The sequence below is a fragment of the Blautia sp. AM47-4 genome (genome assembly GCF_003479865.1).
In the GTDB taxonomy this organism is placed as follows: domain Bacteria; phylum Bacillota; class Clostridia; order Lachnospirales; family Lachnospiraceae; genus Fusicatenibacter; species Fusicatenibacter saccharivorans.
On record NZ_QUHY01000020.1, the window covers coordinates 1 to 13,109 of the forward strand.

At 46.5% G+C, this 13,109-nt stretch carries 9 protein-coding genes, 1 tRNA gene, 1 rRNA gene and 2 pseudogenes; 4 read left to right on the forward strand and 9 right to left on the reverse strand.

Going from position 1 to position 13,109, the window contains the following annotated elements:
* The 9 genes and pseudogenes from DW965_RS12975 to dnaA form a co-directional block, all read right to left on the reverse strand.
* A 16S ribosomal RNA gene (locus DW965_RS12975) occupies nucleotides 1–72 on the reverse strand; the annotation flags it as partial.
* A gap of 421 nt (nucleotides 73–493) precedes the next feature.
* Nucleotides 494–581 (reverse strand) — tRNA-Ser (locus tag DW965_RS12980).
* A 201-nt stretch (nucleotides 582–782) separates the two neighbouring features.
* Nucleotides 783–1,487: a lysophospholipid acyltransferase family protein gene (locus DW965_RS12985; RefSeq protein ID WP_117802689.1), complete on the reverse strand. Its 705-nt coding sequence runs from the start codon at nucleotides 1,485–1,487 to the stop codon at nucleotides 783–785.
* Nucleotides 1,488–1,561: 74 nt separating this feature from the next.
* A pseudogene (gyrA, locus tag DW965_RS12990) lies at nucleotides 1,562–4,068 on the reverse strand (DNA gyrase subunit A).
* Between the two features lie 30 nt (nucleotides 4,069–4,098).
* Entirely contained in the window at nucleotides 4,099–6,030 is a 1,932-nt protein-coding gene (gyrB, locus tag DW965_RS12995) for a DNA topoisomerase (ATP-hydrolyzing) subunit B (RefSeq protein WP_022462277.1), read from the reverse strand.
* Nucleotides 6,031–7,127, reverse strand: a pseudogene (recF, locus tag DW965_RS13000) (DNA replication/repair protein RecF).
* Nucleotides 7,128–7,167: 40 nt separating this feature from the next.
* Nucleotides 7,168–7,377: an RNA-binding S4 domain-containing protein gene (locus DW965_RS13005; protein ID WP_117802687.1), complete on the reverse strand. Its 210-nt coding sequence runs from the start codon at nucleotides 7,375–7,377 to the stop codon at nucleotides 7,168–7,170.
* Between the two features lie 122 nt (nucleotides 7,378–7,499).
* Nucleotides 7,500–8,609 carry a DNA polymerase III subunit beta gene (gene dnaN, locus DW965_RS13010; protein ID WP_117762031.1) on the reverse strand — a complete coding sequence of 370 codons (1,110 nt, stop codon included), beginning with the start codon at nucleotides 8,607–8,609 and terminating at the stop codon, nucleotides 7,500–7,502.
* 342 nt (nucleotides 8,610–8,951) lie between these two features.
* Nucleotides 8,952–10,292 (reverse strand): chromosomal replication initiator protein DnaA, encoded by a 1,341-nt coding sequence (gene dnaA, locus DW965_RS13015; RefSeq protein WP_022462273.1) that lies wholly within the window; start codon nucleotides 10,290–10,292, stop codon nucleotides 8,952–8,954.
* A gap of 707 nt (nucleotides 10,293–10,999) precedes the next feature.
* Here dnaA and rpmH point away from each other — a divergent pair.
* The 4 genes from rpmH (at nucleotide 11,000) to yidC (ending at nucleotide 13,105) form a co-directional block, all read left to right on the forward strand.
* On the forward strand, nucleotides 11,000–11,134 hold the full coding sequence (gene rpmH / locus DW965_RS13020) for a 50S ribosomal protein L34 (protein WP_005952426.1): 135 nt from the start codon (nucleotides 11,000–11,002) through the stop codon (nucleotides 11,132–11,134).
* 98 nt (nucleotides 11,135–11,232) lie between these two features.
* Nucleotides 11,233–11,580: a ribonuclease P protein component gene (gene rnpA / locus DW965_RS13025; RefSeq protein WP_022462272.1), complete on the forward strand. Its 348-nt coding sequence runs from the start codon at nucleotides 11,233–11,235 to the stop codon at nucleotides 11,578–11,580.
* Nucleotides 11,577–11,786, forward strand: a complete 210-nt coding sequence (gene yidD, locus DW965_RS13030) for a membrane protein insertion efficiency factor YidD (RefSeq protein ID WP_022462271.1) — start codon at nucleotides 11,577–11,579, stop codon at nucleotides 11,784–11,786. The genes rnpA and yidD overlap by 4 nt, the downstream gene beginning before the upstream one ends.
* Before the next feature lie 23 nt (nucleotides 11,787–11,809).
* A complete protein-coding gene (gene yidC / locus DW965_RS13035; protein WP_117802685.1) occupies nucleotides 11,810–13,105 on the forward strand; it encodes a YidC/Oxa1 family membrane protein insertase in 1,296 nt (431 codons plus the stop codon).
* The last annotated feature ends 4 nt before the right edge of the window (nucleotides 13,106–13,109 follow it).

Genomic DNA, 13,109 nt, shown 5'->3' on the forward strand with positions numbered 1-13,109 from the left:
GCTTCGCTCGACTTGCATGTGTTAAGCACGCCGCCAGCGTTCATCCTGAGCCAGGATCAAACTCTCTGATAAAATGTTTGTTCCAAGTTCAAAATCAACATACTAGCTAATTTATCCCTTTTACTGTTTTAAAGGATCTTTCGATCGTTTTGAATTACTTATTCAGAACTTTCGAGGATGTGTTTCATTGTTTAATTATCAAGGATCTTTGCTGTTCCGACTCGGATCAGCTCGTTTATTTTACCACAGAGCTTTTCGTTTGTCAAGAACTTTTTTGATTTATTTTTTGAAGTTTTTTTAACTTCTTCGCTGTTCTTTCGATCAGCAACTCGTTTATTTTATCAAACTCATTCGCTTTTGTCAAGAACTTTTTTGATTTATTTTTTGGATTAGTTTTTTCAAACCTATCACCAACTCTGCTATCTTATCAGATGTGAAACTGTCTGTCAAGAACTTTTTCCACAAAAATATCATTTTGTTTTTGGCTTTTAAACGGAGAAGGAGGGATTTGAACCCTCGCGCCGGTTACCCGACCTACACCCTTAGCAGGGGCGCCTCTTCAGCCACTTGAGTACTTCTCCAAATGCCTAAATATAAAATGATATGTGCAGTCACTCATTCGTGACGCATGGTTTATTATACAAAAACCTTACGTTCTTGTCAACCCGTTTTTTCGAATTTTTTGTTTTTTTCTTACTATTATAGAAAATATGCCTTACAGAACCCAAATCAGCCCCCAGAATAGCAGAAAAGAGCGCATATCACGCTCTTTTCTGAAACCGCTACGCGGTTACGACGGCTTCAATTCTCTTCTTTACCATCTCGGCAATCTCTGTTGTCTTCATTCCCTGGTATTCCTCGTATGGGATCGGGTCGAGAAAATGGACTTCTACCGTTACGGGACGGACGGTATTGGAGTCAAACGGAACAAAACAGTTTTTTAACGCAACCGGCACGATCGGGCATTTTGCTTTTACTGCGATCTTGAAGCTGCCGCTTTTAAACTCCAGCAGCTGGTTTCCCTTTCTGCTCCTCGTTCCTTCCGGAAACAGAATGACGTTTTTGCCTTCTTTTACGACATCGGCCGCCTCATTGATAACCTGCATTGACTGCCGCAGATTTTCCCGGTCCATAAACAGCGCGTGGATGCACGCAAAGACCTGTTTTAAAAACGGAATATGCTCTACCTCTTTTTTGGCAACAACTGTAAAGGTACGCGAGCACGCTCCTGCGATCGCCAGCACATCGTACAGTCCCTGGTGATTCGGATACATCACAAAACCGTCCTGCTCCGGAAGATTTTCTGCTCCATAGGATTCCACAATGACGTTTCCGCCTTTGTTCGCCCGCTGTACAATAAAGCGCAGCATTTTAAAGTGCTCTTCCAGACTGTACTTGTCCGGATGCGCTGCATGGTAACAGAGCCGGCACCACATCCACGGAACCAGAAGCAGATTCCGCAGCACCATCAGTAAAATTCGTTTCATATTTTTCTCCCCTTCCCCAAACGAGAAAAACGTGCCTGAGCTTTTTTCTCTCAGACACGTTTTGCGACGCTGTATTATTCCTTCGTTTCCTCAGAAGCACTTTCGGTCTCTTCCACCGAAACCGGAGTCTCCTCGGATGCCTCTTTGTCTCTTACCTTTGCAATGCTGGCAACCTTGATTTCACCGTCCACATCCATCAGCTTGACACCGGACGTGATCCGTCCCATAACAGAAATGCCGGAGCATGGTGTACGGATAATGATTCCCTCTGTGGTAATCATCATAATCTCATTATCCTCATTGACTGCCTTGGAACCGATCAGGTTTCCGGTCTTTTCGGTAATCTTATAGCATTTGACACCCTTGCCGCCGCGGAGCTGTACGGTAAACTCTGCCATCGGCGTCCGTTTGCCCATGCCGTTTTCGGATACGACAAGGAGATAGTCTCCCTGCGTGCAGATCTGCATGCCGACTACTTCATCGCCGTCCAGAAGGTTGATGCCGCGTACACCCATGGAAACACGGCCTGTCGTACGCACATCGTTTTCCTTGAAGCGGATACACTGGCCGAATTTCGTTACCAGAATAATCTCTTTCTCGTTATCAGTTGTCTTAACTTCAATCAGTTCATCATCATCGCGGAGCGCAATGGCAGCAAGACCCGTTTTTCTGACGTTCTCGTACTCTTCGAGCGGCGTCTTCTTCACCAGTCCCTTTTTCGTTGCCATAAACAGATAATGGCCCTTCTCATATTTGCGCATTGGAATAACAGCGGTAATCTTCTCTCCCGGCTGCAGCTGGAGAAGGTTGACAATCGCCGTTCCTCTTGCGGTTCTGGACGCCTCCGGAATCTCGTATGCTTTCAGACGGTAGACTCTTCCCGTATTCGTAAAGAACATGAGGTAATGATGGGTCGTCGTCATCAGAAGCTCCTCGATGTAGTCGTCCTCGATGGTCTGCATGCCCTTGATTCCCTTGCCGCCACGGTTCTGGCTGCGGAAGTTGTCAACGGTCATACGTTTGATATAGCCCAGTTTCGTCATGGTGATGACGGTATTCTCGCGCGGAATCAGATCCTCCATGGAGAGATCGTACTCATCAAAGCCGATGGAAGTTCTTCTGTCATCGCCGTATTTTTCGGATACGGTCAGAATCTCCCTGCGGATAACGCCAAGAAGCACCTTGCGGTCTGCGAGGATGGCTTTTAACTGCTCGATGCGCGCCATCAGCTCTTTGTACTCGTTCTCGAGCTTCTCCCGTTCCAGACCGGTCAGAGCGCGCAGACGCATATCTACGATTGCCTGGGCCTGGGCATCACTCAGATCGAAGCGTTCCATCAGGTTCTTCTTCGCCTCTGCCGCATTCGCGGATGCACGGATGATATGGATCACTTCGTCAATATGGTCAAGCGCTTTTAAGAGTCCTTCCAGAATATGGCTTCTCTCCTGCGCTTTGTTCAGGTCGTATTTCGTTCTTCTCGTCACAACCTCTTCCTGGTGCTGCAGATAATACGTCAGCATCTCCAGAAGGTTCATGACTTTCGGCTGATTGTTTACCAGTGCAAGCATGATCACACCAAAGGTATCCTGCATCTGGGTATGTTTGTACAGCTGGTTTAAGATGACGTTTGCATTGGCGTCGCGGCGCAGTTCGATACAGATGCGCATACCCTCACGGTTGGAGTGGTCCGCAATGCCGGTGATGCCGTCGATCTTTTTATCTCTTACCAGCGCGGCGATGTTCTCGATCAGGCGCGCCTTGTTTACCATGTACGGGATCTCGGTTACGATGATCTCGCTCTTTCCGTTCGGCAGTGTCTCGATGTTTGATACCGCACGAACACGGATTTTACCGCGGCCGGTACGGTAAGCCTCGTCGATGCCGCGGGTGCCGAGGATTTCTGCTCCGGTCGGGAAGTCAGGGCCTTTTACAATGCCGAGAATCTCCTCGAGATCTGTCGTACGGTCCTCCTCGATGATATTATCAATAATTTTTACAATGGCACTTACCACCTCGCGCAGATTGTGCGGCGGGATGTTCGTTGCCATACCGACTGCGATACCGGAAGTACCGTTTACCAGAAGGTTCGGGTAGCGGGCCGGCATAACAACAGGCTCTTTTTCGGTTTCATCAAAGTTCGGGGCGAAGTCTACGGTGTCTTTGTTGATATCCGCCAGCATCTCCATCGAGATTTTGCTTAAACGTGCCTCGGTGTATCGCATAGCCGCAGCGCCGTCGCCGTCGACGGAACCGAAGTTCCATGGCCGTCCACCATCGGATAACGGGTTGCCCAGTCTTGTGCCATGTTGACGAGTGCTCCGTAGATAGAGCTGTCGCCGTGCGGGTGATATTTACCCATCGTATCACCGACGATACGCGCGCACTTACGGTGCGGCTTATCCGGCGTATTGTTCAGTTCACTCATGGAGTACAGAATACGTCTCTGTACCGGCTTTAAGCCATCGCGGACGTCTGGAAGTGCACGGGATGCAATTACGCTCATCGCATAGTTGATGTAGGATTCCTCCATCGTGTCTTTCAGATCGACCTCGTGAATTTTATCAAAAACATTATCTTCCATCTTTTCCTCCACTTCAGTTCACAGGACTTTTTAGATATCCAGGTTGTTTGCGTATTTTGCTCTCTCTTCGATAAAGTCACGGCGCGGTTCTACCTTGTCGCCCATGAGCGTATTGAAGGTAAGATCAATTTCAGAAGAATACTCTTCATCGAACACAACGCGGCGCAGAACACGGCGTTCTGGGTCCATGGTGGTCTCCCAGAGCTGCTCCGCATCCATCTCTCCCAGTCCTTTGTAACGCTGGATCTTATTATCTCCGCGTCCGATCTCATTGAGGATCTGATTCATCTGATCGTCGTCGTATGCGTACCATACTTTTTTGTTTTTCTCAATCTTGAACAGCGGCGGCTGTGCCAGGTAAACGTGGCCCTGTTTGATCAGCTCCGGCATGAAGCGGTACAGGAACGTCAGCATCAGTGTGTCGATGTGCGCGCCGTCGACATCGGCATCGGTCATGATGATGATCTTGTCGTAGCGCAGTTTGGTGATATCGAAATCGTCGTGGATTCCGGTTCCGAATGCCGTAATCATCGCTTTGATCTCGGCATTGGCATAAATTTTATCGAGACGTGCTTTCTCTACATTCAGGATTTTTCCACGCAGAGGCAGGATCGCCTGCGTTGCACGGCTTCTCGCGGATTTTGCGGAACCGCCCGCGGAATCTCCCTCGACCAGGAAGATCTCACAGTTTTTCGGATCCTTGTCGGTACAGTCTGCCAGTTTTCCAGGCAGGGACATACCGTCCAGTGCGGATTTTCTTCTCGTCAGGTCACGCGCTTTTCTTGCAGCCTCTCTCGCACGCTGGGAAAGCAGGGACTTTTCAACGATCGTTTTTGCGACAGCCGGGTTCTGCTCCAGGAACAGCTCGAGCTGAGTGCTCACGATATTGTCGACTGCTCCTCTCGCCTCGCTGTTTCCAAGTTTCTGCTTTGTCTGGCCCTCGAACTGCGGCTCCTCGATTTTGATGCTGACAATCGCCGTCATACCCTCGCGGATATCCTCTCCGGTCAGGTTCGGTTCGCTGTCTTTTAACAGTTTATTTGCTCTTGCATATTCATTAAAGGTTTTCGTCAGCGCATTCCGGAAGCCCACGATATGGGTACCGCCCTCCGGCGTCGTAATGTTGTTGACGAAACCGTACGTATTTTCCTGATAGGAATCGTTGTGCTGCATCGCAACCTCAACGAGAACGCCGTCTCTTTCTCCCTCGCAGTAGATGATGTCCGGGTAGAGCGCCGTTTTGCTCTTGTTCAGGTAGCTGACAAACTCTTTGATACCGCCCTCGTAGTGGAATGCTTTTTCCACTACCGGATCCGTGCGCAGATCGCGCAGAACAATGCGCAGTCCCTTGGTCAGAAATGCGGTCTCGCGGAGTCTTGTTTTTAAAACGTCGTAATCATAAACCGTCTCCTCGAACATCGTGTCATCCGGCAGGAAACGGACCTCGGTACCTGTTTTTTCGATCGGACAGGTATCGATGACCTCCAGCTTATTCATGGTTTTTCCGCGCTCATACCGCTGGAAGTAAACCTTTCCATCGTGATAAACGCGCACCTCAAGCCAGTTGGACAGCGCATTTACAACGGATGCACCAACGCCGTGCAGACCGCCGGATACCTTGTACCCTCCGCCGCCGAACTTTCCGCCTGCGTGCAGCACCGTAAAGACAACCTCAACGGCCGGAAGGCCCGACTTATGATTGATGCCGACCGGAATACCACGGCCGTCGTCGATGACGGTGATGGAGTTGTCCGGGTTAATCGTAACGTCAATATTTTTGCAGTATCCTGCCAGTGCCTCGTCTACCGAGTTGTCGACAATCTCATAGACCAGATGGTGAAGTCCCCGTGCGGAGGTACTGCCGATATACATACCTGGGCGCTTCCGTACGGCTTCCAGACCCTCCAGAATCTGAATCTGGTCTGCACCATACTCTGTCTTTTCCATGTTCTCTGTACTCATTTAGATTCCTCCTGTTTCTTTGTGAAACACAGATCCCTCGACCACCTGGAATACGCTGTTTGCCTCAAAATGATTTTCGACAAACTCGTCCAGTCCGGTACAGGTAATCAGTGTCTGTATGCTGTGAATGCTCTGCAGAAGATAATTCTGCCGGCTGCCGTCCAGCTCCGACAAAACATCATCCAGCAGTAAAACCGGTGTATCGTGAATTTCCTCCTCGACCAGACGGATCTCCGCCAGTTTCAGCGAAAGCGCCGCCGTCCTCTGCTGCCCCTGGGAACCGTATTTACGGATATCAATGTCGTTGACCCGCACACAGAAATCGTCCCGGTGCGGCCCGGTGTAGGACTGTCCGAAACGCAGATCACGCTCTCTTCCGGCTTTTAACTCTTCGGAAAACGCTTCCTCGGACACATTCGGTTCATAGGTAATCAGAATCTGCTCCTTTCCTCCGGTCAGATTCTGATGGATCTCGGATAAAATATCATTCAGGCGGCTGATAAACTTTTTCCGCTCGGAAATAATGCTTTTTCCATAGCGGACCATCTGCTCATCCCAGATCTCGAGCGTATCCGCCATTCTGCCGGAAAACGAAATCTCTTTGAGCAGCTTGTTTCTCTGTGCCACCACTTTATTATAATTGGCAAGCTCGATCATGTATAGTCTTGACAATTGACAAATTTCGCTATCGAGGAAACGCCGGCGCTCCGCAGGACCGTTTTTGATGATATTCAGGTCCTCCGGAGAGAAAAACACAATATTTACAATGCCAAAAAGTTCCGACGCTTTGCGGATCGGAACTCCATCGATGGCGATTCCCTTGGATTTATTTTTTTTCAGATGCATATCGATTTTATGCGTGCTGCCGTTCCGTTCCACCATCATCCGGATATGGGCTTCTTCCCGGTCAAACTGGATGATTTCGCGGTCCTTGCTGCCGCGGTGCGATTTCGTCGTACCCGCCAGATATAAAGCCTCGAGAATATTCGTCTTTCCCTGGCATTGTCGCCGTAGAGAATATTCGTTCCGGGGCTGATATTTATGCATAAGTTTTCATAATTCCGATAGTTCTTCAGTTCTAAAGATTTGATATACATGAGCACTCGTCCGTGAAAAATCAGCTTAAGTTTTTAAGCCTTATTTTTTAATTTGTATCTCATTTCCATTGTAGCAGACAATATCTCCGTCATAGAGCTTGCGGCCGCGGCGGGTATCTACTTCACCGTTTACGGTCACTTCGCCGTCCTTGATGACGAGCTTTGCTTCCACGCCGTCTTCTACCAGAGCCGCAGCTTTTAATGCCTGGCCCAGTTTGATGTAATCTTCACGCAGCGTAATAATTTCCATTTTTTCCTCCTGCACTGCCGTGCCTTTTCCTCACGTAAGTTCGCAGTTTTCAACCTGTGTGGCTGTAAAACCGCTGAAAGTTCTTTCAGAAAAGGTTCCGGCAGATTTCAAACTTATGTGACTTATCTCACGGAATTGAAGTTTACCGGCAGAATCAGATAGATATAGCTCTCTTCTTCGTTCCGGATAAAACATGGAGCCTTCGGGTTGACCAGATAAATCGAAATTTCCTCGTCGTCAATAACACGAAGTGCATCGATCAGGAATTTCGGGTTAAAACCGATCATAATATCCTTGCCTTCTTTGTTGATATCGATCTCTTCTTTCATGGAACCCATCGCGGAGTTGATCTGCAGTTCCATCGCTCCATCCTGGATGTCGATGATGATCGGTTTTTTGTCGCCTTCTTTGACAAGAAGTGTCGCACGGTCGATACAGCTTAAGAATTCTTTTTTGTTGATCGTCACTTTTGTCTCGTAATCACTCGAAAGCATCTGGTCGATGCGGAAATATTCACCGTCGATCAGTCTGGAAACGACCGTTGTATCATCGAACTTGAACATAATGTGGTTTTCCGAGAAGTAAATATCAATCTGATCATCCATCTCGCCGGACAGAATTTTGCTGATTTCGTTCAGGGTTTTTCCCGGAACAACGACTTTTCGGTCCGGATACGAATCTTTCAGCTCAATTCTGCGGATCGCAATACGGTGTCCGTCCAGAGATACGACGCGAAGTGTGTTATCTTTGATTTCAAAAAGCTCACCGGTCATCAGTTTGTTGTTCTCATTGGCTGCAATGGAGAAAATGGTCTGACGGATCAGTTCTTTTAAGGTGAATTGGGAAATGGAAACACAGTCAGAAGTTTCCAGAATCGGCAGATAGGAAAAATCTTCTCCTGACTGTCCCGGAATATTGAATTTTGCTTTTTCGCAGGTAATTGTTGTTACCAGGTTTTCATCTGTCTCTATTGTAACCTGATTATCCGGAAGTTTTCTTACAATCTCAGAAAAAATCTTTGCATCCAGAGCAACAACACCGCGTTCCAGAATCATACCTGTGACAAGGGTCTCAATTCCGAGTTCCATATCGTTGGAGGTAAACTTGATCTGGCTGGAAGATGCATCAATCAGGATACACTGCAGAATTGGCATCGTAGTTTTACCGGAAACAGCTTTCATCGCAATGGCAACGCTTTTTACAAGGTCTGCTTTGTCAAACACTAATTTCATAATTGTGGATAACTCTCCTTTCCTCACTGCTTGGTGAGTCTGCTTATAAAGAAAAAATATAGTAAAAATCCGTAGTCTTAGTCGTAGGGGCTGTGGATATGTGGAAAACCCCGTCAAGAATGCGGAAATACTGGAAAAATCGATCTGTATAACTCTGTGAATAATCGAACGTGAACCTGTGTATGAAATGTTGATAACTTCAGGCCCCAAATTTGTCCACAATTCATCCACAGGCTTTCCACATCGGTTTGTGTATAAATAAGGGCCTGTCAACCGATGAGTTTCTTCTTATATAAATGTAAATCGTTTTTAACCGTTTTGACAGAGTTACAAAGGCTCCGCCTATTTCGACGGGTTGATCTTCTTCTTTAAGATGTCTACCGTGTTGCGGACACTGTCTTTAGCACTCATTTCCTTTTCGATCTTCTCAATGCCGTGCATGACAGTGGTATGATCGCGGTCGCCCATCATTTTTCCGATTCCGGTCAGCGGGGCATCGAGCATTTCGCGGCACAGATACATTGCGATCTGGCGCGGGAATACGATTTTGCTGCTCCGCTTGCTGCCGACAATGTCGGACGGCGTAATATCGAAGTGATCTGCAACGGTGTCGATGATAAATTCCGGCGTGATGACCTTCTTCTCGTTCGGGGAGATGATGTCGCGCAGCACCTGCTCTGCAAGATCAATGTTGATTTCACGTTTTTCAAGGTTTGCGTATGCAATGATTTTGTTGAGAGCGCCTTCCAACTCACGGATGTTCGATTTAATATTGGAAGCGATGTATTCGATCACATCGTCGCTGACGGAATAGCCATCTAATTCCTGTTTCTTTCGGAGAATGGCGATTCGCGTCTCATAATCCGGGCTCTGGATATCGGCAAGGAGTCCCCATTCGAAACGGGAACGGATGCGGTCTTCCAGGATATCCATGTCTTTCGGGGGACGATCCGAAGAAAGGATGATCTGTTTGTTGGCGCCGTGCAGCGTATTGAAGGTATGGAAAAACTCTTCCTGCGTGGATTCCTTTCCTATAATAAACTGCACATCATCGATGAGAAGTACGTCGATATTGCGGTATTTCTCACGGAATTTGGTCATTGCGGTGTTGTTGCTGTTTCGGATAGCCTCGATGACTTCATTGGTAAATTCTTCACTCGTTACGTAGAGAATCCGCGAAGACGGGTTCTTCTGAAGAATAAAATGTGCGATCGAGTGCATCAGATGGGTTTTGCCCAGTCCAACACCACCGTATAAAAACAGCGGATTGTAGATTTCTCCCGGGGATTCGGCCACGGCGAGAGAAGCTGCATGGGCAAATTTGTTATTGCTGCCGACCACGAAGGTATCAAAGGTATACTTTGGATTCAGGTTCGGCACATAGAGATTTTTCTGGACGGGAGCAGGCGCTTTTTCCTGTTTCACTTCTTCCGGAAGAATAAAGCGGATCTCATAGTTGACACCTGTGATTTCCGCGATTGCCACTTTAATAGGAAGAGTATATTTTTTGCTCACGTAATCGAGACCCATTTTTTCGGATGGAACCAGGATTGTGATCAGATTGTCCTCAACCGAATGGATCGTAAGTGGTTCAATCCATGTAGTAAAGGAGATCTCAGATAATTCGTGCTCGTCCCGCACTCTCTGCAGTATTTCTTTCCATTTATCTTGTACGATTTCCATGCTTTTTCTGTCGCTCCGCTTCTATAATCATTGCTTTTTGGGGATAACTTCTGTCTGGAAAACGAAATTTTCCCCGAATAGTCGCATTTTTACTTCTATATGATATAATAAAATGCCGTTTTATTCAACCCAAAAATGTGGATAATTATTTTTTTATCCACAGAATGTGTAAAAAATTTTCCTGTTGATGAAATGGAGGATAGTTTGTGGATAACAGGGAATCTTATGTTGATAAAATTGTGGATAGAGGGCTGGAAAAACCGAAATGTGTAAAGTCTGGAAAACTTATATACACATTATACATGGCGTAAATACTGGAAAAATTGGAAATGCCCACAGGTTGTACACAGCAAAACCGAAAGTTATCCACAAGGTTATCCACAGATTGTGGATAATGTTGATTACGGTTACAAGATATCGTGTGGAAAGCACAAAAATCGAACTGATATTTGTACGCGTGCGGCGGACAGTGTGGATAAGTTGTGGATAAACCGAAAATCAGCACACGGAAGGCACGGGCAGCGGCAGACCGGAAAACCGCGTCAGAGCGGCATTTTTCCCGAAAAAACTGCGAAAATTATTGATTTTAGGGTTGACGAAATGGGGGTTTATGAATATAATTGAAATGATGTTTTCTGTCATACATGTAGTGAAATACTGCCTTGCAGGCAGTTATTGATTAGAATTTAAAGGAGGTGCCTTATCTTATGAAAATGACATTTCAGCCGAAAAAAAGATCCAGAGCTAAAGTTCACGGATTCAGAGCAAGAATGAGCACAAAAGGTGGAAGAAAAGTTTTAGCTGCAAGAAGATTAAAAGGAAGAAAAAAATTATCAGCATAAAACCAAAGGCCGCATAAAATTTATGTGGTCTTTTCTTCTATCTAAAGCTATTCAAGGAAAAGAAAATTTAGACAAATCATGAAGGAAAGAATGGATTCATGAAATATTCGGAAAGCCTGAAAAAAAACAGAGATTTTCAGCTGGTTTATAAGCAGGGAACATCGTTTGCAAACCGATTTCTGGTCATGTATGTGAAGAAAAATCAGCTGGGACGGAACCGGATTGGAATTTCAGTAAGTAAAAAGGTTGGAAACAGCGTTGTGCGCCACCATCTGGCGAGACTGATCCGGGAGAGTTATCGTCTGCATGAAGAGGAATTTCAGTGTGGAATGGATGTAGTTGTGATCGCAAGAGTTAATGCAAAAAACTGTACGTATTTCGAGATAGAGGGAGCACTTTTGCATCTGGGAAAACTGCATCATATATTAAAGGAAACAGAAAAATGAAGACGGTATTGATAAAAGGTATCCGGTTTTATCAGAAGTACCTGTCTCCTCTGAAGAGGGTGCACTGCCCTTATACGCCGACCTGCTCGCAGTACGGGCTGGAAGCGATTCAGAAATATGGTGCTTTCAAAGGAAGTCTGCTGGCATTATGGAGAATACTGAGATGTAACCCGTTTTCACACGGAGGTTACGACCCTGTGCCGTAGATAAATAAGGAGGAAAAGACGTTTTGGATATCGTACTGAGTAAATCAACGTGGCCGATTATCGGGTGGGTATGCCAGATCCTCGGCTGGCTGATCAATGGAATTTATTTTTGTCTGGAAAAAATTGGAATTCCGAATATCGGTATTGCGATTATTCTGTATACGATTATCATTTATCTCGTTCTGACGCCGCTTCAGATCAAGCAGCAGAAGATGTCGAAGATGATGAGCGTAATGCAGCCGGATCTGCAGAGAATTGAAAAGAAATATCAGAACAAAAAAGACCAGGCTTCTCAGATGAAAAAATCTGAAGAAACCATGGCAGTTTATCAGAAATACGGTGTCTCCCCGACAGGAAGCTGCAGTACACTGCTGATTCAGATGCCGATTCTGCTTGCACTGTACCAGGTTATCTATCATATTCCGGGATATATCGGAAGTGTCCGCAATGTATTCCAGGGACTGACAACACAGATGATGGGTGTATCAGGATATTCTGACATCCTGACACAGTTTATCACAGATAACCGTGTTACCATGTACAGTAAAGTAAGTGAAACATTAACCGAAAATAACCTTCTGGACATGTTTTATGTGCTGAAACCGTCCCAGTGGACGAAGCTGGCTGACATCAGCGAGTTCTCCGGTATTGCGGATACCATTACAAAAACCGCCGCGGAGTCCAAGCATATCAACATGTTCCTTGGATTTAATATCACACAGTCTCCGATGGATGTCATCCGCGAGGGTATGGCAAACGGATCTGCGCTTCTGATTGCAGGAGCAATTCTGGTGCCGATTCTGGCATGGTTTACCCAGTGGCTGAACTACAAGCTGATGCCGCAGGCACCATCTTCCAACAACGGAAATAAGACAGCAAACTCCATGGAAAATTCCATGAAGACCATGAACACGGTAATGCCTGTTTTCTCCGCATTTATGTGTTTATCATTCTCCATCGGTATTGGTATTTACTGGATCGCCGGTGCGCTCGTTCGAAGTGTACAGCAGGTTATCATCAACCGCCATATGTCCTCGATCGACATGGATGAGGTGATCCGCAAAAACCAGGAAAAAGCTGCAAAGAAGAGAGAAAAAGCCGGCCTTCCGCCGCAGAAAATCACACAGGCTGCAACGCAGAGTGTGCGTAATATTCAGGTACAGGAGAACGAAGAGCCGTCTGCTGAGGAAAAAGAGGCAGCAAGAAAGGCTTCGACTGAGTATTACAACAGCAATCAGGAATACCGCGCCGGAAGCATCGCTGCGAAAGCAAACATGGTAAAACAGTTTGATGAAAAGAACAGCAAAAAGAAAAAATAGGGGG